Source organism: Microcoleus sp. FACHB-68, assembly GCF_014695715.1.
Taxonomy (GTDB): Bacteria; Cyanobacteriota; Cyanobacteriia; order Cyanobacteriales; family Oscillatoriaceae; genus FACHB-68.
On sequence record NZ_JACJOT010000013.1, the window covers coordinates 130,111 to 153,698 of the forward strand.

The following is a 23,588-nucleotide window of genomic DNA, read 5'->3' on the forward strand; positions in this document are numbered from 1 at the left end:
ATGTATTTACGGCTTTAAGTAAAAATTTTAAGGTCATTCAAGGAGGTTAGATAAATGCTAGGCAATCAACAGCAAGTGCAAACCTTCGGTGACATTTCAATGGGGGATGGAAATGTCTTTACGATTAATCAAATCATTCAAGTTACAGCCTCAGAAATTCAGACTCGTCCCCTGAACCGAACTTCACCTTATCGAGGATTAAAAAGATTCGAGTCTTCAGATAAAGACTTGTTTTTCGGTCGAGATCAATTAATTGCTAGTTTGATTAAAGCCATAAGTCAAAGTAATCTAATTTTACTATTGGGTGCATCTGGAAGTGGGAAATCATCCGTTGTGCGTGCCGGCTTGATTCCGCAACTGGCAGAAAGACTTGGCTCCAATTTTCAAGATTTTACCCTCACACCCGACAGAGATCCCTTTGAATCACTGCGAATTAGCCTGATTAGTAAAGGTTACAAACAAGCTGAGGCAGAAATTGCAACTAAAAATGACTCAGAAAGCTTAATACAAGTTATCAAAACTCTCAAAAATGATCAGTGTCAGTGGCTTATTTTTGTTGATCAGTTTGAAGAGATTTTTACCCTGTGTCACGATTTAGAAAAACGTCAAAAATTTATTAATAGAATTGTCCATGTCGCTGAAAGTGAGGATCAATCTGTCAAAGTTGTTTTGGCAATGCGGGCGGATTTTCTTGATCGATTCAGTCCTTATCCAGCACTGGGGAAAATTGCCGAGAAAAATATTCACCTCGTTACGGATATGCACACCGATGAGTTGCGCCTAGCCATTGAGCAACCGGCAGCTAATCATGGGGTGGTATTCCAGCAGGGATTAGTTGAAGAAATTATCCAAAACGTTCAAGGACAAGCCGGCTCTTTGCCTTTATTACAATATACGCTTGATTTACTTTGGAAAAATGATGATATTCAAGACCGAACATTGAACACTCAAACCTATTGGAATTTGGGTGGGGTTCGGGGTGCATTGCAGCGTCATGTGGATGAGATTTACAAGAAGTTGACTCCAGAAGAACAGGAGACAACGAAGCAAATATTTCTGAGATTAGTGAATATTGCCAGCACCACTGAACAAATCGATGTGGGGGGAAAAGCCGTAAGCCGGCGGGCGAATCTTTCAGAGTTTAGTGAGAATTCCCAAAAGCTGCTGAATCAGTTCATTGACAATAAGCTCTTAGTCAGTAATCGCCAAGAACAATCGACGGTAGAAATTGCCCATGAAACGCTGATTAATTCCTGGGATACCTTGAAAAAATGGATAGAAGATAGCCAAGAAATTATTCTAATTAGAAATCGCTTGTGTGAAGATGCCAAAAACTGGAAAAAAGCGCTGGCTGACTCCAAGGTGAAGGCTGAGGATGAACTCTGGAGTGGCTCGAAATTAGCCCAAGTGGCCGAACTGCGAGAGAAAAAAGAGTTTGATAGACTCGGTGGGTTAAGTGAAGAAGAAAATCAATTTATTGATGCTGGGATTCAGAAGCGCGATCGCATACGTCGGCAAGAAAAACAACGCATACAGCGCCTGCTCTCAGCCGCTTCCATAACCACCCTATTCTTTGCAGGGTTTGCCATTTTTGCAGGAGTGCAGTGGAGAAAAGCAGAACTTGAGCAAATTCGGGCTTTGAGCATCACCTCAGAAACGCTCTTTTTGTCCGATAAACCGCTAGACGGACTCATGAAAAGTTTAGAGGCAAGAAAAAAGCTTAATTCAGCATTGTGGCCAGATGCAGAACTGCAAAATCAAGTGAGACGAACACTGCAAAAGATAGTTTATGAGGTGCGAGAGCAAAACCGTCTCGAAGGCCATCAAGGCACGGTCTACAGCGTCATATTTAGCCCCGACGGCAAGCAACTGGCGACTGCATCAGGGGACGGCACTGTTAAATTGTGGGATTTATCGGGAAAGCAACTGGCCACGTTTACAGCCCATAAAGTCGCGGTCACCAGCGTCATATTTAGCCCCGACGGTAAACAACTGGCGACTGCTTCCTTTGACGACAGCACGGCTCGCTTGTGGGATTTATCGGGAAAGCAACTGGCTACATTTACAGGCCATGAAAGCTCGGTCAGCAGCGTCATATTTAGCCCAGACGGCAAGCAACTGGCGACTGCTTCCTTTGACGACACGGCTCGCTTGTGGGATTTATCGGGAAAGCAACTCGCCACATTCACCGGCCATCAAGACGTGGTCAACAGCGTCATATTTAGCCCCAACGGCAAGCAACTAGCGACTGTGTCACGGGACGAAACAGCTCGCTTGTGGGATTTATCGGGAAAGCAACTAGCCACATTTACAGGCCATGAAAACTTTGTCAACAGCGTCATATTTAGCCCCGACGGTAAACAACTGGCCACCGCTTCCTCGGACGGCACGGCTCGCTTGTGGGATGTATCGGGAAAGCAACTGGCCACATTTACAGGCGATCAAGGCCCGGTCAACAGCGTCATATTTAGCCCAGACGGCAAGCAACTGGCGACGGCTTCCTTCGACGGCACGGCTCGCTTGTGGGATTTATCGGGAACCCAACTGGCCAGATTCACCGGCCATGAAAGCTCGGTCAGCAGCGTCATATTTAGCCCAGACGGCAAGCAACTGGCGACTGCGTCCTGGGACAACACGGCTCGCTTGTGGGATTTATCGGGAAAGCAACTCACCACATTCACGGGCCATGAAAGCTCGGTCAGCAGCGTCATATTTAGCCCAGACGGCAAGCAACTGGCGACTGCGTCCTGGGACAACACGGCTCGCTTGTGGGATTTATCGAGAAAGCAACTAGCCACATTCACCGGCCATCTAAGCTTCGTCAACAGCGTCACATTTAGCCCAGACGGCAAGCAACTGGCGACGGCTTCCTTCGACAAAACGGCTCGCTTGTGGGATTTATCGGGAAAGCAACTCACCACATTTACAGGCCATCAAGAAAGTGTCCGCAGCGTCATATTTAGCCCAGACGGCAAGCAACTGGCGACGGCTTCCGATGACAACACGGCTCGCTTGTGGGATTTATCGGGAAAGCAACTGGCCACATTTACAGGCCATCAAGAAGGAGTCAACAGCGTCATATTTAGCCCAGACGGCAAGCAACTGGCGACGGCTTCCGATGACAACACGGCTCGCTTGTGGGATTTATCGGGAAAGCAACTGGCTACATTTACAGGCCATAAAAGCGTGGTCAACAGCGTCATATTTAGCCCAGACGGTAAGCAACTGGTGACTGCTTTATGGGACGGCACTGCTCGCTTGTGGCAAATTGAAGATATCGATGAGCTGATGGTGCGGGGTTGCAATTGGGTGCGCGACTATCTCAACAACCCAACTGCCAATCTCACCCCAGAACACCGGCACCTTTGCGATCATATTCCCACTTCCCCCTCATCTACCCCCGTTGAGAAAATCCCAACTTCCCAAACCACAAGCCACAATAAACAGTAGCGTCAAAATTTTGAGGGAAAATCTATGACCGCAACTCTAGATGCACCCAAAACCATCGAGTCTTATCTCGGTGCAGAAGCAGAAGACCTTCTCACGCACAAAGCCAAGGTTTCTCAAGATTTACTCCATCTTCCCGGCCCAGATTTTATCGACCGCATCTGGGCATACAGCGATCGCTCTCCCCAAGTGCTGCGGAGTCTCCAGCAGCTTTACTCCAACGGGCGCTTGGCAAACACCGGCTATCTTTCTATCCTGCCGGTGGATCAAGGCATCGAACACTCTGCCGGCGCGTCTTTTGCCCCCAACCCCATCTACTTCGACCCGGAAAACATTATTAAGCTGGCGATGGCTGCCGGCTGCAATGCCGTCGCCACCACCTTGGGCGTTTTGGGCAGTGTTTCTCGCAAATACGCCCACAAAATCCCCTTCATTGTCAAACTCAACCACAACGAACTGCTCACCTATCCCAACCAATACGATCAGGTGATGTTTGCCTCGGTTGAGCAAGCTTGGAATCTGGGGGCAACCGCCGTGGGGGCAACGATTTACTTCGGTTCCGATCAATCAACTCGCCAAATTCAAGAAGTCAGCGAAGCCTTTGCCTTAGCCCACGAATACGGCATGGCAACGATTCTCTGGTGCTATCTCCGCAACAACGCTTTCAAGCAAGACAAAGACTATCACATTGCCGCTGACCTCACCGGCCAAGCCAACCATCTCGGCGTCACCATTGAGGCAGACATCATCAAGCAAAAGCTGCCAGAAGTCAACAACGGCTATAAAGCTGTCTCCGACGCTGCCGGCAAGAAATACGGTATGACGCATGATCGGGTTTACTCAGATTTAACCACGGATCACCCGATTGATTTAACCCGCTATCAGTTACTCAACTGCTACTGCGGGCGTGCCGGCTTGATCAACTCAGGTGGCGCATCCGGTAAAAGCGACTTTGCCGAAGTCGTTCGCACTGCGGTGATTAACAAACGTGCTGGAGGTTCTGGCTTAATTTCCGGTCGCAAAACCTTCCAACGTCCCTTCGAGGAAGGCGTCAAGCTGTTTCACACCATCCAAGATGTCTATCTCTCACCCGATGTCACGATTGCTTGAGCAAGCGTGATCTACGGTGTACACACAAGTCTTCTCTACTGACGTTTGAGGTTGATATGCCCCCTAAATCCCCCAATTCTGGGGGACTTTTGAGATTGATATGCCCCCTAAATCCCCCATAATTGGGGGACTTTGTATTCCGGTTCCCCCCAGAATTGGGGGGTTAGGGGGGCGAAATCCAGCAGCGTTTTGAGGTTGCTCACCAGATGTGTGTACACCGTAGGCAAGGGTGATGGGGGCGCACACGCCGGTGCGTCCCTACTAAATGTCAGGCGATCAAAACATTGCAACCGTAAAAAAACATAAACCTCGCACGCAATGTTGAGATAGTCTGAGAAACTAGAAGTCTGATAGTTGTAGTGCTTAAGTTAAATTTTTAGGGGTAACGATGAAGCTGGCAGCACGGGTGGGTCAGGTCGCGCCTTCGCTTACATTGGCAATCGCGGCTAAGGCAAAGGCGATGAAGGCTGAAGGCATCGACATTTGCAGTTTTAGCGCCGGCGAACCGGATTTCGACACGCCGGCACATATCAAAGCCGCTGCCAAACAAGCGCTAGATGCCGGTAAAACTAAATATGGCCCTGCTGCCGGTGAACCCAAGTTGCGAGAAGCAATCGCCCGGAAGCTCAAGAAAGATAATGGACTCGACTACGCCCCAGAGAACGTCGTCGTAACCAATGGCGGCAAGCATTCTCTTTATAACTTGATGATGGCGCTGCTCGATCCGGGAGAAGAGGTTATCATCCCGGCTCCCTATTGGTTGAGTTATCCAGAGATGGTGAAACTTGCCAGTGGTGTGCCGGTGATTATTCACGCAACCGCCGAAAGTAACTACAAAATCACGCCGGCTCAACTGCGAGAAGCGATCACCCCAAAAACGCGATTATTTATCCTGAATTCGCCTTCCAATCCCACCGGCATGGTTTACACGCCGGATGAAATTCGCGCACTGGCAGAGGTGGTGGTTGAAAAAGATATCTTAGTCGTTTCTGATGAAATCTACGAGAAGATTATCTATGCCGGTGTAGAACATCTCAGCATTGGATCGATTGGCAAAGAAATCTTTGATCGCACAATCATTAGTAGTGGCTTTGCTAAAGCTTACTCCATGACCGGCTGGCGATTGGGTTATTTAGCCGGCCCATTAGATTTAATTAAAGCAGTGACAACCCTTCAAAGTCACAGTACATCGAACGTCTGTACTTTTGCTCAGTATGGAGCAATTGCAGCATTAGAAGAATCGCAAGATTGTGTAGAAGAAATGCGCCAAGCTTTTGCCGAACGCCGGCAAGTTATGTATGAACTTCTCAATGCAATTCCCGGATTAAATTGTCCGAAACCAGATGGTGCTTTTTACCTGTTACCGAATATCAGCAAAACAGGTTTAAAATCTCTAGAATTTTGTGATGGCTTACTTGAATCTCAGCAAGTCGCCGTCATTCCAGGAATTGCGTTTGGTGCAGATGATTGCATCCGGTTATCTTACGCAACCGATATGGCAACCATTGAAACGGGAATGAGCCGGCTTGAAGCATTTGTCAGATCGCAAATCTAGGCGAGTGCTTCGCAACAGGGTAAAGGGTACACCCCAAACATCTCTACTGATCACCGGCTTGCTTATAGACGCACTCCTCCTAGGGAGAAACCCCTACCTCCCTCCTGCTGCAACCACCGGCAGATTAAACCTACAATTGGTTATAACTAAGATAAATTGCGTCAACAGGCAGGCTCCATGATTCCTATCGTTATCGAACAGTCAGGTCGTGGCGAACGCGCTTTCGACATCTATTCGCGACTCCTGCGTGAGCGCATCATCTTCCTCGGATCGCAAATTGATTCCGACTTGGCAAACTTGATTGTTGCTCAACTGCTTTTTCTAGAAGCTGAAGATCCAGACAAGGATATTTACCTCTACATCAACTCTCCAGGCGGTTCGGTGACAGCCGGCATGGGCATTTTTGACACCATGAACCACATTCGCTCGGATGTGTCTACAATTTGCGTCGGCCTAGCTGCCAGTATGGGAGCCTTCTTGCTCAGTGCCGGCACAAAGGGTAAGCGGATGAGTCTGCCCCATTCTCGGATTATGATTCACCAACCCCTCGGTGGCGCTCAGGGGCAAGCAACGGATATCGAAATTCAAGCCAAGGAAATATTATACCACAAACGGCGACTGAATGAGCATCTAGCCGCCCACACCGGCCAACCCATAGAGAAAATTGCAGAAGATACCGAACGGGATTTCTTCATGTCTCCCGAAGAATCCAGACAATACGGTTTAATCGATCAAGTGATTGATCGGCGTCCTTCTGCAACCCGTCCAGTTGCTGTCGGCTAAGAAAATTGAAACCCGATTTAGCGGGAATTGAAGGGTGAGAGTAAAGGCGTGATAGGATTCATGCCCCTACTCTCACCCTTTACCTTTTTTTGTTACTTTGCTGCCGGCAGAGATTCTAAATAGTGCAAGAAATCAAGCAATTCATCATCAGTTAGTAGTTTGCTAGATGACTTGCCATAAGTTAGAGTTAAATGATTTTTTCCCTGCTCAGGACTCCAGTGCAAACGCTCAAGTTCAACTTTGATTTTGGCAATTTCATTCGATAAATCCTTCTTCTTGTCTACACCGGCACTCCCAGTTTCAGCAACGGCAGGCACCGGCTTCGCAACACCCTCACGGTGAAACTGTGAACCCTGCAATAGCGGTTCAGTCGCAGCCGGCTCGATTTCTGGAAGATTAAAAGATGGCGTCGGTGCCGGCATCGCATCCTCCTCTCCCCAATCGCCATTTGAATCAGATAACCACTCATCCGAAGCCGGCGCAGGGGAAGTGGGAGGAATAGAAGGACGAGTTGGCGCAGCTAGCGGGGGAGAGGTTCTGGAAAAAGCCATATCTGAGTTAGCCGGCACCAAAGGATCTGGCGAAAACCCTTTTTGCGATTGAAAATTCGTTGTCAAAGGTGCCGGTAAAGGTGAAGTTGCAGCCGGTTGAGACGAAACAGAATGCGTCTGTGCCGGCTGTGGCATTCCCACTTCAATTCCCAAAACATTCAAAGCACGGGTTTTAGCTCGATCTTCCGCCACTTCCACCGTTTCTGCCGCCGCCATCCCCGAAGACAGCGTCACGCCTTCCACAACAACCAAAGCGCGGACAACATATTTGCCGTGATCAATCGTCAGTAACTCAGAAATTAAACCGCCGGCTGGATAACGAGCGAAAAATTGAGAAAACATAGTATTCCCATCAAAAATATCAGAAGTTCAGAAGATAGCGCTATTTTAAATTTTAGACTTTACTTATTAAATTGGGTATTCGCTTTCAAATCAGGGCATCCCGAAATAGACTCGCTGAAGCGTTGAAACCTTTTTTACGCAATCTTAAAGGAGCCAGGTTTCAGGCAAGGTAGAATAATTTCTAAATTAATCAGCATTTAACTTAGAAATTTGCCTCCCCAAGAACGCTATCTATCCTGATTGAAAACATCCCGATTGAGTCAATCAGAAAAATTAAAGGCATAATTTTCTACTTTCCCTCTCGCCCAAGCAATGCTCTCCTGCCTTTCCCCAACACCCACTGATTAAAAACTGAATACCCCACCGGCAACCACGACAGCCCCTCTTAAACATAGTTTACAAATGATCTACCCTCAATCCCTAACTTCAGGATAGTGTGCAAAAAACCGATGTACCAAAAGCACCCGCTAAAACTAAAATAGTTAAAAGACTACATCTGCGCGGCATTGCACCGCTCCATCCGACCTGTATATACCCTAAAGCTAGAGCAAAGTCGCTGCAAAGCGGTTGCTAAAACAGAAGCGCCGCAGCGTGTAAGAAAACGAGAGTGCAAGAATACACGGTATTCAAGCCCCTCCGACACTCGCTCGAAGCCGGCTCAAGCTCCTGACCCTTGGTTGCATCACTGTGTTCTAAAACATGGCGGGGGCGAGAAAAACGGGTTTATTCAAAGTCGGAGGTGCCTGACGATGTCACCCTGATGCCCAAACAGATGCGCTTAGCGCAACTGAGAGGTTCTGCCATCGGATTGCCTGTTTCCAGCGTTCTCGGCGCGAGCACTTCCTTAAAAGTTGTTCGCGAGGAAAGGGGGAGTGAAGCCTGGAAAAGGTACGGACAGACGATTTTAGATTGACGTTCGCGTAGCGCATTGAATCTAAAATCCAAATTTCCAAATCCGGGCATCCAAGGCTAATAGCTACCGCCGCGTGGAGTGATAGTGCCGGGGAGAGAATCGAATAGAGACCACAAGGATTGAGCGCTGCATGGAATTTTCAATCGCTACATTACTGGCAAACTTTACGGATGATAAATTGGTCGCGCCTAAGGTCTTGGAGAAGAAACTGGGTTGCCAGGACAAGACAAGTCTGCGTAAATTCCAAATTGTCCTAGACGCTTTAGAGAAAATTGGCATTTTAGTCAAAGATCGCGGCAAGTATCGCCGGGTGATTGAAGAAGGTGTCGTAGAAGCCAAACTCCGTTGCTCTAGCAAAGGGTTTTGTTTTGCCATTCAAGATGCGGAAGGATCAGAAGATATTTACATTCGGGAATGCCATCTCAGTTCCGCTTGGAATGGCGATCGAGTGCTGGTCAAAATCATTAAAGAAGGCAGCCGCCGGCGCAGTCCAGAAGGGGAAGTGCGGTTAGTTCTCGAACGAGCCAACCCCAGCGTCTTAGCGCGATTGAAACAAGCCAAGAACCAAACCGGCCTCGCTGCATATAAAGCCGTTCCCTTAGACGACCGGCTGTTGTTTGAACTTGAAGTTAACTCAAATGGCATCGCCCTAGAAGAAGCCATTGATTATCTTGTCCATGTCGAAGTTATGCGCTATCCCCTCGGTTCCTATCCGCCGGTGGGACGCGTTGCTCAGATTCTCGGTAGTGATGCCGAAGATGCTAACGACCTAGACATTGTTTGCTGCAAGCACGATCTGCCGCGTTCTTTTAGCGAAAATGTGATGAAGGCGGCGAAAGCCTTGCCCAAACAGCTACGAAAAGCCGACTTGAAAAACCGGCTCGATCTGCGTGAGCTGCTGACTCTCACTTTCAAAGCTGAATCCTTACAACGTGAGCAAGAAGAACCAGAAACTGAAGAAGAAGGCTTAAGCACCGGCGCTTCTCCGGTAGAACACGCCTTCTCCCTAGAAACCCTGGAAGATGGGCAGTGGCGGCTAGGTGTTCATGTTGCGGATGTGGCCTATCATGTCCCCCCAGACTCGCCCCTCGACCGGGAAGCCCGCAAGCGCGGCATCGCCGTGTTTTTGGGAGAAACGGCAATTCCTATGTTGCCAGAAATTTTGGCAGAAAATCGCTGTTCTCTGTTACCCGAAGAAGAACGGCTTGCTATTTCCGTGCTGATCACCTTGAACGCTCAAGGAGAAGTGCTGGAATTTGAAATTCAACCCAGTATCATTCAAGTTGACCACCAGCTGAGTCCCCAACAAGCTCAAGAAATTTTGGATCGTAATGAAGACTCGGCGCTCAGTCCAGTCCTCGACCAAATGTTAGCGCTCTCCCGTGCAGTCAAGCAACAGGGGCAGCAACGGGGCGCGATTGAACTAAATCTGCCGGCAACTCAGTACGGTGTCGGCCAATTTCCCTTTGATGATGAGGGGTTGTTAGGGGTTATTGTTGCCTCACCTCGCCTCAGTGCCGGTGCAATGGTGACAGAATTAATACTTCTGACTAACCAAATCGTAGCCGGCCATTTACAGGCGCTCATGGTGCCAGGAATTTATCGAGTACAGCCAAAGCCCGATTTCGATGATGTTCAAGAGTTAATTAAACTGGCTGACAATCTGGGGATGAACTTGCAGCTACAAAATGAGGAAGATGTCCGCCCTCAAGATTATCAAGGTTTTACCCAACAGTTTGCCGGCTCCTCTGCTGAACGCGTGCTGACTTACCTGCTACAGGAAACCTTAAAACCGGCTACTTATAGCACCACGCCTGGGCCGCACTTTGGCCTATCCTTAGACACTGGATACACCCACTGCACTTCGCCGGTGCAGCGTTACGCAGATTTGCTAGTGCAGCGCATCCTCCATGCTGTATTTGAACATGGGCGTGATCGCCGCACGACTCGTGTCAAAGAAAGCGTTAATTTGCGTCACAGTAGCGCTAAAGGCCAAATTAACTGGAACGTCTTGCCCCCAGAAGTGCAGCACGAACTCGAAGAACAGCTCTCTACCATCGTGGGGCATCTCGGTGATCGAGAGAAAGTCTCCCAGGAAGCTGAGGAGGATCTGGCAGGGTTAAAGAAAGCCGGTGCAATGAAAGAGCGCACCGGCGAAACGTTTCCAGGATTGATCACCGGCGTCCAGTCTTACGGGTTCTTTGTGGAAATTGAAGAATTGCTGGTGGAAGGATTGGTTCATGTCTCTTCTTTGAAAGATGACTGGTATGAATACCGCTCTCGCCAACAAACCCTAGTGGGGCGCAAGAACCGCAAGCAATACCGGCTCGGCGATCGCGTGGAAGTTCAAGTCAAGAGTGTGGATTACTACCGGCAACAAATAGACTTGGTTGCGGTTGGTGGCGGCAGTGAAGCTACAAATGGAGATGACGAGGAGCCTGAGCGTTCCACTTACAACCCTTATTTGGAGGTTGATCGTTAATGAAGAATCAGAGCCGGGATAAGGGGATAAAGAATTCTTTATACTCTATCCCGGCAGTCTATTCTTTATTCGCAATGAACTGATGACACAGGATAACAAAACACGCCCTCTGATTTTGGGTGTTTCAGGCGCATCTGGGCTAATTTATGCAGTGCGAGCGATTAAGTTTTTATTAGAGGCAGACTGGGCAATTGAGCTGGTGGCTTCTAAGTCTACTTATATGGTTTGGCAGGCAGAGCAAAATATTCGGATGCCTGCTGAGCCGGTGCAACAGGAGCTATTTTGGCGTGAGCAAGCTGGGGATGTGACGGGTGGCAAGCTGAGATGTCATGCTTGGCAAGATGTGGGCGCGAATATTGCCAGCGGCTCGTTTCGGACTTTGGGGATGATCGTGATGCCGTGCAGTATGAGTACGGTGGCAAAGTTGGCTGCCGGTTTGAGTTCGGATCTTTTGGAGCGGGCGGCTGATGTGCAGATCAAGGAAGGACGTAAACTGGTGATAGTGCCCCGCGAGACGCCTTTGAGTTTGATTCACTTGCGGAATTTGACGGCTTTGGCGGAAGCGGGGGTAAGAATTGTGCCGGCGATTCCTGCTTGGTATCACAACCCGCAAACGATTGAGGATTTGGTTGATTTTGTGGTGGCTCGCGCTCTCGATCAGCTTGATATTGATTGCATTCCAATAAGCCGGTGGGAGGGACATTAGAAGCGTGAATTGAGCTGAGATTTCTGTGTCTGCCGGTGCAAGAGTCAAGGGTGAAGAATGATTGTTTTTAAGATTTTTTAACCACAGATGCACACAGATAAACACAGATGATAGCGCAGCGTACCGTTAGGCGTATACCGATGAATCTGAGTGTTTTGTGGATCATTTAGATAAGGGGTGAATTTTTGCCAATGGTTTAATATTTTTGACTAAAAACTCTTCGAGATACTCAACACTGTGGAGGATTAATTATGCGTGAATTTCGCGGTTTACTGCTACTGGTGGTATTCGGAGGAGTGGGAATTTTTGCTTGGCAAAACGCGTCGCCTGTTCTGCCGGTGGTCTTTTTGGGGACGCAATCATTCGCGCTACCGCTTTCTGTGCTGATGTTGAGTGCTGTGGCGGCAGGTGTGCTGACATCCTTTGCGATTGCTGCTTTATATCAGCTGTCAAATTATTTGTTTGAGCGAGAATTGCTAACTCGCCGGCAGATCCCTTTACCGCATATCCCGCGTGACTATATGCCTCAAACGCCACGCCGGCAACCAGAACCGGCTCCCCAGGCTAATACAGTTTTGCAGAATAACTGGGGCACACCAACGGCTTCTCCGAGTGCCGGCATTTCCGAGGGGGCGGTTGATCGCCGTGCTGGTATTGAAGATCGAGATGATTATGACGAGCCGGTTAATCGCCGTGCCGGTGTTGAGGAGCGAGATGATTATGACGAGCCGGCTGAGGATTATGACGAGTTTGATGAGGATTGGGAGGAGAATGAGCAACCCGCAGATCCTCGTGCCGGTGAGCGCGATTTGGGCAGAGATCCCACAACTTATGAAGTGCCGCAGGAACCGAAAACAGTTTCCCGCTATGGCTCAACTTATTCGATCGGCTATCGCGAGCCGGCTGAGTCTGAAGTGGGAAAAACGGAATCTGTTTATGATGCAGATTACCGGGTGATTAATGCAACGTCTTCTGGTGAGCCGGCACCCAGGCAAGATGATGGAAGCAAGAAACAAAATCAAGATGATGATTGGGATTGGGATGATGATAAACGCAAACCTTCAAAAGATTGGTAGTTGAGAAAGTTGAATTTGCAGCTATAGCGATTCTCACTCCCACATACAGAGAATCGCAAAATCTGCAACACCAACCCGTAACCCATCTGCGTTTATCTGCGGTTAAAAAATATTAAATCTGCTGCCTCGCGTAATTTACTCAACAATAAACAGCCGGCACTCAGTAAAGCCATCAAAAAATTGGCACCCCCTTCTCAAAAGAAGAGAGTGCCGGCACTTAAATTCAACACAACTAAGTTGCGATAAATTGCCCTAAATCTTAATAGGCATCCTGCAACTCAAAAAAGTCTGGAGAGACATAATCCTTACGCAGCGGCCAACCTACCCAATCTTCTGGCATCAAAATCCGTTTTAAATTCGGATGTCCTTCATAAATGATGCCATACATATCGTAAGCTTCCCGCTCTTGCCAGTCTACCGTCTTCCAAATCCAGTACAGGGAAGGCAGCCTCGGATCTTCCCGTGACACAAATACCTTCACCCGCACTTCTTCAGGGCGATCCGCATTATCACTTAGTTTAATTAAGTGATAGAAACTAACCAAATCTTCACCGGGACCGGCATCATAACCGCCTTGACATTGCAGGTAATTAAATCCGTAAGCGTAGAGGGCAGTTGCTAGGGGAATTAAAAACTCCCGCTCAACTTTGATAATCTCCACACCCGAATGATCTACCGGCAGCGACTCATGGGCAAACTCATTTTGTGTCAGCCACTGAGAAATTTTGCCGGCTTCAACGATTTGCGTTCCTTCTTCAGCCACGGCTTTCCTCCTTCTGAGCAGATTGAAGGGCTGGCGGCACCGGCATCCCCATCGCTTCTGTCAGTTCCTTCGGCGGTGCTTGGCGAGTGGGGGAGGCAAGATAGGTGCCGTTTAAAATCTCCGGCACCGGCTTCATATTGTGTGCCTTGCTGTAGAAACGGTGGCTTTGCTGTAACCGGCCCCGTTCCTGTAGCGAATCATTAGAAACCTTTTTACGCAACTTAATAATTGCATCCATGATCGCTTCCGGACGCGGCGGACATCCTGGGATATACACATCCACCGGCATCAGCTTATCGATTCCACGCACTGCGGTGGGAGAATCGGCACTGAACATCCCGCCGGTAATCGTACAGGCACCCATTGCAATCACGTATTTGGGTTCCGGCATTTGTTCGTATAAGCGAACCAAAGCCGGCGCATATTTCATGGTGATCGTGCCTGCTGTAATAATCAAATCGGCTTGGCGCGGACTAGCACGCGGCACCAGACCAAAACGGTCAAAGTCAAACCGGCTGCCGATCATGCCGGCAAACTCAATAAAGCAGCAAGCCGTCCCATACATCAGGGGCCACAAGCTAGACAGTCGTGCCCAGTTGTAGAGGTCATCAACCGACGTCAGAATCACATTTTCCGATAGCTCTTTTGTGATCTCTGGCCGGCCTACCGGGTTAATCAGTTGCCCCGATTCCCCTGAAGTGTTCGGCGATGTAAGATTAGTGTTCATGACCATTCTAAGGCTCCTTTGCGCCACGCATACACGAGTGCAATCACCAGAATTGCGATAAAGATCAGGGCTTCAATAAAAGCCAACAACCCCAGCCGGTGGAACGCGACAGCCCACGGATAGAGGAAAACAGTTTCAACATCAAAGATCACGAAGACCAACGCAAACATATAGTACCGGATGTTGAACTGAATCCAAGCGCCTCCAATGGGTTCCATGCCGGACTCATAAGTGGTACGCCGTTCTGGGCCAAGACCTTTGGGCCGCAGCACTGCCGACGCCGTCAGCGCCAATGCGGGTACAAGGCTGCTAATTAGCAGAAAGCCCAGGAAATATTCATAGCCTCTTAGGACAAACACGATTAATAATGACCGCTTCGCTGAAGGTACGTTTGTTTCTACTTCTTTACATTACAGTATATAGGGCTAAGGCTTGCAGTGGCAGGATGCGAATCCCCGCACCATGCCCAGCTAAATGCCTTGTGTCTGAGAAGCTTCATTTCTAACCTTTCCGATAGCAGTCGTCGTAAGGCTTGCCGGCTCAGCAATTCAGCCGAAAGCTTAATTTTTTAGCAGATTCGTTGACAATCTTTAACAAAATTATGCGACATTTTAATATTATTACTATCAACGATCGTTATGCTGCAAGCAGACGTGGCGGGGACTGGAGCCTCGGTCACGCTCTCAACCCCCCAACCCTCTATTCGTCCTGAGCCATGAGTCCCGAAGCCATTGATTCCCAAACGTTAGACAGATACGAATGCCGAGCCTGTGGCTACGTTTACGAACCAACCAAGGGAGACGATGGGCGTCAGGTTCCGCCCGGAACGCCGTTTACAGAGTTGCCAACTGATTGGCGCTGCCCGGTGTGTGGGGTGCGAACCTCGCAGTTTCACAATATTGGCGCTGCCGGCACTGCATCTGGATTTAAGGAAAATCTCGGTTACGGGCTAGGTGTTAATACACTCACTCCCGCCCAGAAAAGTTTGCTGATTTTTGGCGGACTGGCCCTTGGCTTGCTATTCTTTCTCAGCCTCTATGGCTTACAGTGAGACGGCTTCAAGATTCTACTCGAATGATGAAGTCTTGATCCACTGGAGAAAGCGTTGGATCGCATTCGCGTTTGAGCTGAAACTGAAAGACTGCCGGTTCTAAATGCAACAAAAAACGATTAACAGATATATAGATTGGACTGTGATAGACTCGCTCATCAAACCTTTGAAACCCCTTGTTTTATTACTAGCAGCCGTCCTGCTTTGTGTGGGATGTTCTCAAGTCCCCTCTCTCAGTTCCAGCCCCTGGCAAGTGATCAACCTGCCCAGTGAAGCGAATTTACAAGATATTGCCTTTACTTCTGACCCCAACCACGGTTGGATCGTTGGCAGCAATGCCACCTTACTAGAAACCACCGATGCCGGCCAAACTTGGCAAGAACAACGTTTGGATCTGGATGAGGAAAAAGCTTTATTGACATCGGTTAGCTTTTCTGGTAAGGAAGGATGGATTGTGGGACAGCCGTCCGTCTTGCTGCATACCGATGATGAGGGCAAGTCTTGGAATCGTATTCTCTTAAGCGAGAAGCTACCAGGTGCTCCTAACACGATTTTGGCACTTGGCCCGAAATCCGCTGAAATGACCACGAATGTGGGAGCAATTTACCGCACCTCAGATGCCGGCCAGAACTGGAAAGCGATGGTGCAAGAAGCAGTCGGCGTCGTGCGGAATATTCAGCGTTCCTCGAATGGGGAATATGTTGCCGTGTCGGCGAAGGGGAACTTCTACTCGACTTGGGAACCGGGTCAGAATGCTTGGATGCCGCACAATCGCAACAGTTCCCGACGCGTCCAGAATATGGGATTTTCCCAAGATGGCCGGTTGTGGATGTTAGCCAGAGGTGGTCAGGTACAATTTAGCAGTGCCCAAAACTGGGAAGAGTGGGAGGAACCGCTGCATCCAGAGGTGTCCACAAGCTGGGGATTGCTGGATTTAGCCTACAGAACACCTGATGAAGTTTGGGTAGCCGGCGGCAGTGGCAATTTGCTGTGCAGTTTTGATGGGGGTAAAACCTGGCAAAAAGACCGTGAGGTGGAAAATGTCCCCTCTAATTTTTACAAGATTGTCTTTTTGTCGCCCCAGCAAGGATTTATTATTGGTCAACAAGGTATTCTCTTGAAGTATCAAGCCAATGCCGCATCTGCCTGATGCTAATAAAAATCGCCAGTAGTCTTGCCGGTGGTTAAAATTACTTGCTTGTGAGTGTTGTGCAAGTTTCGTATCATAGAGATTGAGTTTTTAACAGTAGTCTGCAGGAGGAATCTGAATGTCTGGCTCAACAGGAGAACGTCCGTTTTCGGACATTATTACCAGTGTCCGCTATTGGGTGATTCACAGTATCACCATCCCCATGCTGTTTGTCGCCGGCTGGTTGTTTGTGAGTACAGGTTTGGCTTATGACGTATTCGGTACGCCTCGGCCTAATGAGTATTTCACCCAAACTCGCCAGGAATTGCCAATTGTGCAAGACCGCTTTGAGTCGAAGCAACAAATTGATCAATTTATCGGTAAGTAGTTCCTAACGGAGTTCTAAATTATGACGACCAATCGAGCAAATGAGCCAGTTTCTTATCCCATTTTTACGGTTCGCTGGCTGGCAGTGCATACCCTAGGAGTGCCGACGATCTTCTTTTTGGGCGCGATCGCCGCCATGCAATTTATTCAACGATAGGAGTAATTTCTCATGCCGACTCGCTCTCCCAACCCGAATAATCAGCCGGTAGAGTTAAACCGGACATCCCTATACTTGGGCCTGTTACTGATTTTTTGCCTGGGTATCTTGTTTTCCAGTTATTTCTTTAACTAACTGGCGATAAATCTCGATTTTTCGATTTAACGATCTAACGATCTTCAGCTGTGTTTTTAATGGAGAGGTAAAAGCTGTGTCTGAAAGTGGCAGAATTCCTTTGTGGGTTGTCGCAACGGTCGCCGGCCTGGGTGTGATTACGATTGTAGGTATTTTCTTCTACGGTGCCTACGCTGGATTAGGTTCCTCTTTGTAGTATTTCGTTTTTGTTTAGTGAATAAGGACGGGTGCGATCGAGAGAGTTGGTCTGTCTGCGAGGAAAGACTAACCGCTCTCACCGGCCTTAAAATAGTCAGTTTTTTCTGTTACTAATCACTGAGCGATTGTAAAAGAACCGCCTATCTAAAGTTAGCTAGGCGGCTTTTTCATATTTAGGAAAATCTAATGGGTGCTGAGGCATTGCTGAGTCAATGTATTTCTAGCAGGCAAGATGCCGGCATCTTAAGCCGGTGCATCTCATATTTGCAAAAACATGGGAGTGGGAGCATCTTGCTCCCTAAGATTACAGCAAGCCTGCAATATGCCGGCACTACTAAAAATTTTCAAAAATGAGATGCTCCCTTTAGAATTGCTATAGATGAGTCATCAGGATAGGAATAGCGGTAGACCTTTGCGATTGATTCTGGATTTTGAGCAAATGCTTAGATCACTTAAACAACTCTCGTTTAATTGGGGAGAGGAACTCGCTGCCAAATTTTAATCGTTTTATCCTCACTCCCACTGACGATAAACTGCCCATCTTGACTAAAAGCAATAGACGTTACATCGGCAGAATGTTCGTTGAGTACACAACTTAACTTACCCGCAGGAAAGTGATGTAATCGCATCGCTCCATTTTCTCCGATACCTGCGATAATTTGCCAGTCTGGACTAAGAGCAACCTGCCATTGACGCTTGAAATGTACTGGCAGGGTGCGAAGGCGTTTACCTGTGTCTAAATCCCAAAATTCAACCGCTTCTCCTGCACTACTGCTTACCAGGGTTTTACCATTAGGATTAATAGCAATGCTATAGACTGCTGATGAATACCAAAACCTAATGATGAACCATTGCCACAACTTGGTTAAATTAGGTGCAAGAGTCTGAAGCAGTTGACCTGTAGCTGTTTCCCAAACTTTAATACTTCTATCGCTACTACCGCTAACCAAAATTTGACCATCAGGAGTAAAAGCTAAACCAGGCACTCCTAATGAATGTGCGGAAATACTGCGAATTAACTGCCGTTTAGGTAGATCCCAAATTTTCACAACCCCATCTCGACTGCCACTTGCTAGGTCTGTGCCGTCCGCAGTAATCGCCACACACCAAACTTTGTCTGAGTGCCCCGGCAGCGTGTCGCATTTCCCCGTCTTGATATCCCAAATTTTTAGGGTACTGTCATCGCTACCACTGACGAGCGTTTGACTGTCGGGAGTGAAGGCAACGCAACCTACAGGGGCAGCGTGTTCTGTGTAAGTCCGGATTAGAGAGGCTTGACCATCAGCCGATAAACGCCACAGTTTCACGGTTTTGTCATAGCTGGCGCTAGCAATCGTTTTGCCATCGGGACTGAGGGCAACGTCAATTACAATATCAGCATGATCCGTGAGAGTAGAGGTACATCGCCAAGGTTGTCCGCCGGCTAAATGTTCGCGCAGTAAGTCGTGAATAAAGCGATAGCGCCCCCCCACTTGTTGGATGAGACGACGTTCTGCTGCGTAGCTAAGAAAGTCAACGTAATTGAGGGCAATAGCGCCACTACGCCATAATAAAAACCGTAAGGTGTAGTGTTCAATAACAGCACGGCCACCCCCTAGAAGAATGCCGAAAAATAGCGCATAACTAAAGCCGGTGATTAAAGGTAAACTCCAAGCTATCTGGAATCTTATCAGGTTGCTTAACGACAATAACAACACAGTGAAAGGAAATGTAACTAAACTCAAAAATACGGCACTTTTTGCTGATTCAATTATGCCTTGATTGGGTTGATTCCTAACTCTTATTTCATCTCCAATCAGCCCTCCAATCAGCCCTATCATCAGCCCAAAAATCAACCATATCATCAGATTTCTAATTAGCCCGAAAATCAGCCCTCCAATCAGCCCTACAATCAGCCCTCCAATCAGCCCTCCAATAAGATTTTTAGTAAATTTTTGAGTGTTCCAGCTAATCGTTTCCGCAGGTTCTATTTTTTGCTCTAGCCCAAAAATCAGCCCAACAATCAGCCCAAAAATCAGCCCTCCAATCAGCCCTCCAATCAGCCCAACAATCAGCCCAAAAATTAGCCCTCCAATCAACCCAAAAATCAGCCCTCCAATCAGCCGATAAAGTAGTTTGTATTTGGGCGATTCGAGTAAATCTGGCTGCATTTTTTCCAGGAGAAACTCAGTTTCCTTGCGTTCTCTCAGTTTTCGTGCTAACCACTGCAACCACCGTTTAGTATCTTTATCCGAATAGCGACTATGAGGCTTTTCTTTTAATTTTTTATCAATATATGCCGCAAATAATTGATTGCGGCTTTCTTCTAAATATTGTTGATTGGGTCGCTGTCTCCCTGAATTTACCTGTAAAGATCCTTCTGGATAAGCAATGGGAATTAAATGCAGTAATAGGGGAACTCTTGCTAATGTCAATAAACCTTCCGGGTCACTTTTAACGGATGACCATAAATCGGCGCGTTGCAGTTCTTTCAAGTAATTTTCAATTTGGGCATCTGTCAACGGCTGTATGCAAATTGCCCAGCCTAATTTCTGAAGTTTTGACTCACCCGTTTGATATTCTTGCACCCGGCAACAAACCGCAACTTGTAAATCTGGATACTCTTGTAAACATTGATCAATCTTAGTAATACACTGAGTTTGCCGAACTAAGCCCAATTCATCTAAACCATCCAGCAGCGGCAATAACTGACCCGCTTCCAGCCAATTTTTAGTTTCATTTTCAGATATATTGAACCGATTTTTTAAGTCAGCCGCCAACCAATCTGCAATAGATAACTTATCGTCTTTCCAGTTAGAAAGTTCAAATAGAAACGGAATAGTTTTATTCTCAGGTTGTTTAGCCTCAGCCAATAACTCCTCAGCCAATTCTAATAAAGTCGTAGTTTTGCCGGAACCAGGTTCTCCCAAAATTAACAGTCTGCCGTCGATGTCAGGGCGCTTAAAAATATTAATAACTTTTTCATTTTCTGGTACTTCCGTCTTAGGTTTTCCAAAAAATGATAATAAATTAAATCTTGGTTTATCCTGAAGTTTTGATTGCTTTTTTAATGGCTCTGTTCGGTTAACAGCTTGTGGTTGATCTTCTTTTATCAAGTCAATTCGAGTTTGATCATGGAGATTATCTTTTAACCGTTTCGCTACTTCCCTTTCCATTTCCTTTAGTAAAACTCGGCGCGAGTCTTTCACCACTTTTTCTGATGGCGTTGATTGATTACCCCGCCAAGCATCAAAAAATATTATGAATACTGGTAAAATAGTACCTGCAACAAATAGGAATAAAGAAGCGATGCCGACATATTGAATTAATTTTGTAGGTAAATAACTACTTTTGAGTAAGCCAAACAATACAAAACTCCCGATCATCGGTAATAAACCCACTAACCAAGGAAGATTATTTGTTTCGGCAGAAGAAGATGAGTTACTTGATTGACTGCTAACAACCCCAATGAGAATAATTGATATGATCGTTACAACCAAAACTATATTAAGATCAACATTTAGGTCAGATTTTCCCGGAAACTGGTTAATCCCCCAACACATCAAAGCATTAAGGGCGGTGACAGAGATACTTGGTAAAGATACTTTAATTTTTTGCATGAGAAGTGTTTAAATAATCTAAAAAGTGTTGCTCCCATCCGCCGCATTAGCCGCCGAAACAAGAGCTAAAGCAGCCATGATAATTTTCAAGTAATCCCTAGTGATCGCCTTTACCTCGTACATTCGCAAGACTATCCTAATTCTACTTCATCAAATTCCCAGCAAACTTCCCCAAAAGCGCTAGTCACCCACCGCAAAGCATCTGCCGGCATCCCAAGTGCAAACCCTTCTTAAAACCTAGCCAATATCTCCCGATCCTTCCGCTCTAAAGTGTTGTTAAGTGGTTGTCTCGCCGGCACTTTCTGGTGAAACTGCTACGATTCCTTCAGAGATGTATCGTTTAAAGTCCTCTACATTCAACGTAAGAATATGCGAAATAGCATTAACTTTCATTGATGCAACTAGCCGAGCATCGTGAACTTGAACTCCTGAAACACCAAATATAACAACTAGCCTACGCCATTCCTCATAAACCTTGGAACTATCAGGCAACACAGGAAAAAGCCGTTCAATTAACTGCAACAGTCGTTCGGCATTAGAAGGAGTTAATCCAAATCCATTTTTCGCCATAGGACGAGTTGCAACATTCCAAAACTCAACGCAATTTTGAGACGTGACTTGTAGCTTGTGTCCGTCTTGACGAAACTTTCGGATGGCAGTTCTAATTGAAGGATAGAGAGGATGAGAGCGATCTGCAAATCGCAATAGTATGTTTGTATCTATTAAGTAAACCACACTCAGGGATGCTCCTCATAGATTCCCGCTCGACTAACAGCATCGTCTGATAAAACAGGTACAATATCTCCAGCGTACCTTTTAAATTCATCAGCCAAATGATCAGCCAGCGCTTCAAACGCTTCATCTCCTTGAACCGCATCATCTTCTAATTGTTGTAAATTTAAACGCTCTTTGTTCCAAGCCAAGAATTCAACAAAATCTAGAACCTCCAGAATCTTAACTTTGGGTAAAGAGTGGAGCTTTTGTACAATTTCTTTGATCAAGGCTTCCATAGTTCCTCCGACCTTAGCGATCCATCCCATTAAAGCACCGGCACCCAAAGTCAGCAACAAAATACCCCCAGCAGCTACCAAATAATCGGCAGATGTCACGCCTCATATAAACTCTGTCTGACTAAGGGATTTTTATCTAAAACTATTAAAATTCATCAACACTGTTGTAGCTAAACCAATGCCCCATGCCCCATGCCCCATGCCCCATGCCCAATTTTAATGCTGCTGCCAATATTTATAAACAGCATAGGCTAAAGTAACAACGCCGGTGACAATTGACGATTCATCTACTTCAAATAAGGGATGATGTAAAGGATAATTATGTTTATCTGGATAACCGACTCCCAACCGAAACATCGTGCCTGGGGCGTGTTCCAAATACATCGAAAAATCTTCGGCACCGAGGGAGGGTTCGGGTAGAATTTGAACGTGAGTGGAACCCCACGCCTCTAGGGCGGCTAACTCCACGATTTGAGTCAGAATCGGATCGTTTTGTACCGAAGGCACTCCACGCCTATAGTTGAGTTGATAGCGTGCCCCAAACGCACTACAAACATTGGCGACAATCCGCTCAATCCACGCCGGCAAATCGGCGCGAGTTTCTGGATGAAGCGATCGCACGGTTCCCAGCAATTTCACCTGATCGGCAATCACATTCGGTGCTCTGCCTCCGGAAATTTGGCCAATGGTTAACACCAAAGGGCGCAAAGGATTTTGGGTGCGGCTAATGGCTTGCTGCAAAGTGGTAATTACTTGCGAAGCAATCCAAATCGCGTCAACCGCCTCATGGGGACGCGCCCCGTGCCCAGATTCGCCGATAATAATGAGTTCAATATCATCGGCGGCTGCTGTCAATGCGCCATGCCGAATTCCTACTGAACCGGCAGGAATTGAGGGAAAAACGTGCAGGCTGAAAATACTGGTGACGTTTTCCATCACGCCATCTTTCACCATCCACTCGGCACCTTGGGCAATTTCTTCTGCCGGCTGAAATAAAAAGCGCACGGTTCCTGGCAGATGAATTCCTAGCTGAGAGAGCACCATTGCCGTTCCTAGCCCAACGGTTGTATGCACATCGTGACCACAGGCGTGCATAATTCCCGACTGGCGAGAGGCATAATCTAAGCCGGTGCGTTCGATAATCGGCAAAGCGTCCATATCTGTGCGAATCGCTAGCAGCCGGCTATCTGTGCCCTCACCTTGCAGTTCCCCAACCACGCCGGTTTTCCCCACAGCTTCGCGCACATGGATGCCGCAGGAAGAGAGTACGCCGGCAACATAAGCGGCTGTCTGGTATTCTTGGCCACTTAATTCTGGATGAGAATGGATGTGACGCCGAATTTCAATGAGGCGAGGCGCTAAGGTTTTTGCTAAGTCTTTAATTTGTGGGAGCATTTTTATTTAACTGTGGAGTTTTGAGTTATGAGTTTAACGGTTTAACTCATAATTCGGCTACCCATCGCGGTT

The 23,588-nt window shown here is 47.3% G+C and carries 22 protein-coding genes; 14 read left to right on the forward strand and 8 right to left on the reverse strand.

Features of this window, described 5'->3' with window-relative positions; genetic code table 11:
• The first annotated feature begins 54 nt into the window (after positions 1 to 54).
• The 4 genes from H6F73_RS18310 (at position 55) to clpP (ending at position 6,895) form a co-directional block, all read left to right on the forward strand.
• Entirely contained in the window at positions 55 to 3,450 is a 3,396-nt protein-coding gene (locus tag H6F73_RS18310; RefSeq protein WP_190760220.1) for a hypothetical protein, read from the forward strand.
• 24 nt (positions 3,451 to 3,474) lie between these two features.
• A complete protein-coding gene (locus tag H6F73_RS18315) occupies positions 3,475 to 4,557 on the forward strand; it encodes a class I fructose-bisphosphate aldolase (protein ID WP_190760221.1) in 1,083 nt (360 codons plus the stop codon).
• Between the two features lie 388 nt (positions 4,558 to 4,945).
• Positions 4,946 to 6,112 (forward strand): pyridoxal phosphate-dependent aminotransferase, encoded by a 1,167-nt coding sequence (locus H6F73_RS18320; protein WP_190760222.1) that lies wholly within the window; start codon positions 4,946 to 4,948, stop codon positions 6,110 to 6,112.
• 156 nt (positions 6,113 to 6,268) lie between these two features.
• Positions 6,269 to 6,895, forward strand: coding sequence for an ATP-dependent Clp endopeptidase proteolytic subunit ClpP (gene clpP, locus H6F73_RS18325; RefSeq protein WP_305076156.1), 627 nt, complete (start codon positions 6,269 to 6,271; stop codon positions 6,893 to 6,895).
• A gap of 92 nt (positions 6,896 to 6,987) precedes the next feature.
• Here the strand turns inward: clpP and H6F73_RS18330 are convergent, their stop codons facing one another.
• Entirely contained in the window at positions 6,988 to 7,788 is an 801-nt protein-coding gene (locus H6F73_RS18330) for a hypothetical protein (RefSeq protein ID WP_190760223.1), read from the reverse strand.
• A 739-nt stretch (positions 7,789 to 8,527) separates the two neighbouring features.
• Here H6F73_RS18330 and H6F73_RS18335 point away from each other — a divergent pair.
• From H6F73_RS18335 to H6F73_RS18350, 4 genes are all read left to right on the forward strand, one after another.
• Positions 8,528 to 8,701 (forward strand): hypothetical protein, encoded by a 174-nt coding sequence (locus tag H6F73_RS18335; protein WP_190760224.1) that lies wholly within the window; start codon positions 8,528 to 8,530, stop codon positions 8,699 to 8,701.
• 130 nt (positions 8,702 to 8,831) lie between these two features.
• On the forward strand, positions 8,832 to 11,183 hold the full coding sequence (locus tag H6F73_RS18340) for a ribonuclease R family protein (protein WP_190760225.1): 2,352 nt from the start codon (positions 8,832 to 8,834) through the stop codon (positions 11,181 to 11,183).
• A gap of 82 nt (positions 11,184 to 11,265) precedes the next feature.
• Entirely contained in the window at positions 11,266 to 11,889 is a 624-nt protein-coding gene (locus H6F73_RS18345) for a flavin prenyltransferase UbiX (RefSeq protein WP_190760226.1), read from the forward strand.
• Between the two features lie 251 nt (positions 11,890 to 12,140).
• On the forward strand, positions 12,141 to 12,965 hold the full coding sequence (locus H6F73_RS18350; protein ID WP_190760227.1) for a LapA family protein: 825 nt from the start codon (positions 12,141 to 12,143) through the stop codon (positions 12,963 to 12,965).
• Positions 12,966 to 13,224: 259 nt separating this feature from the next.
• Here the strand turns inward: H6F73_RS18350 and H6F73_RS18355 are convergent, their stop codons facing one another.
• Genes H6F73_RS18355 through ndhC form a run of 3 tightly spaced genes read right to left on the reverse strand, consistent with a single transcriptional unit; the run spans position 13,225 to position 14,814 of the window.
• Positions 13,225 to 13,728: an NAD(P)H-quinone oxidoreductase subunit J gene (locus H6F73_RS18355; RefSeq protein ID WP_190760228.1), complete on the reverse strand. Its 504-nt coding sequence runs from the start codon at positions 13,726 to 13,728 to the stop codon at positions 13,225 to 13,227.
• A complete protein-coding gene (nuoB, locus tag H6F73_RS18360) occupies positions 13,721 to 14,461 on the reverse strand; it encodes an NADH-quinone oxidoreductase subunit NuoB (protein ID WP_190760229.1) in 741 nt (246 codons plus the stop codon). The genes H6F73_RS18355 and nuoB overlap by 8 nt, the downstream gene beginning before the upstream one ends.
• Positions 14,452 to 14,814, reverse strand: a complete 363-nt coding sequence (ndhC, locus tag H6F73_RS18365; protein ID WP_190760230.1) for a photosynthetic/respiratory NAD(P)H-quinone oxidoreductase subunit C — start codon at positions 14,812 to 14,814, stop codon at positions 14,452 to 14,454. Before ndhC ends, nuoB begins: the two co-directional genes overlap by 10 nt.
• Before the next feature lie 356 nt (positions 14,815 to 15,170).
• Here ndhC and H6F73_RS18370 point away from each other — a divergent pair, with 356 nt between their 5' ends.
• From H6F73_RS18370 to H6F73_RS18395, 6 genes are all read left to right on the forward strand, one after another.
• Positions 15,171 to 15,506 carry a rubredoxin gene (locus H6F73_RS18370; protein ID WP_190760231.1) on the forward strand — a complete coding sequence of 112 codons (336 nt, stop codon included), beginning with the start codon at positions 15,171 to 15,173 and terminating at the stop codon, positions 15,504 to 15,506.
• Between the two features lie 103 nt (positions 15,507 to 15,609).
• Positions 15,610 to 16,656 (forward strand): photosynthesis system II assembly factor Ycf48, encoded by a 1,047-nt coding sequence (locus H6F73_RS18375; RefSeq protein WP_190760232.1) that lies wholly within the window; start codon positions 15,610 to 15,612, stop codon positions 16,654 to 16,656.
• 118 nt (positions 16,657 to 16,774) lie between these two features.
• The gene (psbE, locus tag H6F73_RS18380) at positions 16,775 to 17,023 is read left to right on the forward strand and encodes a cytochrome b559 subunit alpha (RefSeq protein WP_190760233.1); all 249 of its coding nucleotides are present in this window, start codon (positions 16,775 to 16,777) and stop codon (positions 17,021 to 17,023) included.
• Between the two features lie 21 nt (positions 17,024 to 17,044).
• Positions 17,045 to 17,179 (forward strand): cytochrome b559 subunit beta, encoded by a 135-nt coding sequence (gene psbF / locus H6F73_RS18385; protein ID WP_190674550.1) that lies wholly within the window; start codon positions 17,045 to 17,047, stop codon positions 17,177 to 17,179.
• Positions 17,180 to 17,191: 12 nt separating this feature from the next.
• Positions 17,192 to 17,314, forward strand: coding sequence for a photosystem II reaction center protein L (locus H6F73_RS18390; protein WP_190674547.1), 123 nt, complete (start codon positions 17,192 to 17,194; stop codon positions 17,312 to 17,314).
• A gap of 76 nt (positions 17,315 to 17,390) precedes the next feature.
• Entirely contained in the window at positions 17,391 to 17,510 is a 120-nt protein-coding gene (locus H6F73_RS18395; protein WP_190674544.1) for a photosystem II reaction center protein J, read from the forward strand.
• Between the two features lie 469 nt (positions 17,511 to 17,979).
• Here H6F73_RS18395 and H6F73_RS18400 read toward each other — a convergent pair whose 3' ends face one another.
• The 4 genes from H6F73_RS18400 to H6F73_RS18415 form a co-directional block, all read right to left on the reverse strand.
• Positions 17,980 to 21,111: an NACHT domain-containing protein gene (locus tag H6F73_RS18400; RefSeq protein ID WP_190760234.1), complete on the reverse strand. Its 3,132-nt coding sequence runs from the start codon at positions 21,109 to 21,111 to the stop codon at positions 17,980 to 17,982.
• A gap of 276 nt (positions 21,112 to 21,387) precedes the next feature.
• The gene (locus H6F73_RS18405) at positions 21,388 to 21,846 is read right to left on the reverse strand and encodes a PIN domain-containing protein (protein WP_190760235.1); all 459 of its coding nucleotides are present in this window, start codon (positions 21,844 to 21,846) and stop codon (positions 21,388 to 21,390) included.
• A 2-nt stretch (positions 21,847 to 21,848) separates the two neighbouring features.
• Positions 21,849 to 22,220 (reverse strand): hypothetical protein, encoded by a 372-nt coding sequence (locus H6F73_RS18410; RefSeq protein ID WP_190760236.1) that lies wholly within the window; start codon positions 22,218 to 22,220, stop codon positions 21,849 to 21,851.
• Positions 22,221 to 22,337: 117 nt separating this feature from the next.
• On the reverse strand, positions 22,338 to 23,516 hold the full coding sequence (locus H6F73_RS18415; RefSeq protein WP_190760237.1) for a M20 family metallopeptidase: 1,179 nt from the start codon (positions 23,514 to 23,516) through the stop codon (positions 22,338 to 22,340).
• Positions 23,517 to 23,588 lie beyond the last annotated feature (72 nt).

Bases quoted from the DNA above. Each gene is read 5' to 3' on its own strand.
- H6F73_RS18310 (WP_190760220.1), top strand. From the start codon at position 55: ATGCTAGGCAATCAACAGCAAGTGCAAACCTTCGGTGACATTTCAATG.
- H6F73_RS18315 (WP_190760221.1), top strand. From the start codon at position 3,475: ATGACCGCAACTCTAGATGCACCCAAAACCATCGAGTCTTATCTCGGT.
- H6F73_RS18320 (WP_190760222.1), top strand. From the start codon at position 4,946: ATGAAGCTGGCAGCACGGGTGGGTCAGGTCGCGCCTTCGCTTACATTG.
- H6F73_RS18330 (WP_190760223.1), bottom strand. From the start codon at position 7,788: ATGTTTTCTCAATTTTTCGCTCGTTATCCAGCCGGCGGTTTAATTTCT.
- H6F73_RS18340 (WP_190760225.1), top strand. From the start codon at position 8,832: ATGGAATTTTCAATCGCTACATTACTGGCAAACTTTACGGATGATAAA.
- H6F73_RS18345 (WP_190760226.1), top strand. From the start codon at position 11,266: ATGACACAGGATAACAAAACACGCCCTCTGATTTTGGGTGTTTCAGGC.
- H6F73_RS18350 (WP_190760227.1), top strand. From the start codon at position 12,141: ATGCGTGAATTTCGCGGTTTACTGCTACTGGTGGTATTCGGAGGAGTG.
- nuoB (WP_190760229.1), bottom strand. From the start codon at position 14,461: ATGGTCATGAACACTAATCTTACATCGCCGAACACTTCAGGGGAATCG.
- H6F73_RS18370 (WP_190760231.1), top strand. From the start codon at position 15,171: ATGAGTCCCGAAGCCATTGATTCCCAAACGTTAGACAGATACGAATGC.
- H6F73_RS18375 (WP_190760232.1), top strand. From the start codon at position 15,610: ATGCAACAAAAAACGATTAACAGATATATAGATTGGACTGTGATAGAC.
- psbE (WP_190760233.1), top strand. From the start codon at position 16,775: ATGTCTGGCTCAACAGGAGAACGTCCGTTTTCGGACATTATTACCAGT.
- psbF (WP_190674550.1), top strand. From the start codon at position 17,045: ATGACGACCAATCGAGCAAATGAGCCAGTTTCTTATCCCATTTTTACG.
- H6F73_RS18390 (WP_190674547.1), top strand. From the start codon at position 17,192: ATGCCGACTCGCTCTCCCAACCCGAATAATCAGCCGGTAGAGTTAAAC.
- H6F73_RS18400 (WP_190760234.1), bottom strand. From the start codon at position 21,111: ATGCAAAAAATTAAAGTATCTTTACCAAGTATCTCTGTCACCGCCCTT.
- H6F73_RS18415 (WP_190760237.1), bottom strand. From the start codon at position 23,516: ATGCTCCCACAAATTAAAGACTTAGCAAAAACCTTAGCGCCTCGCCTC.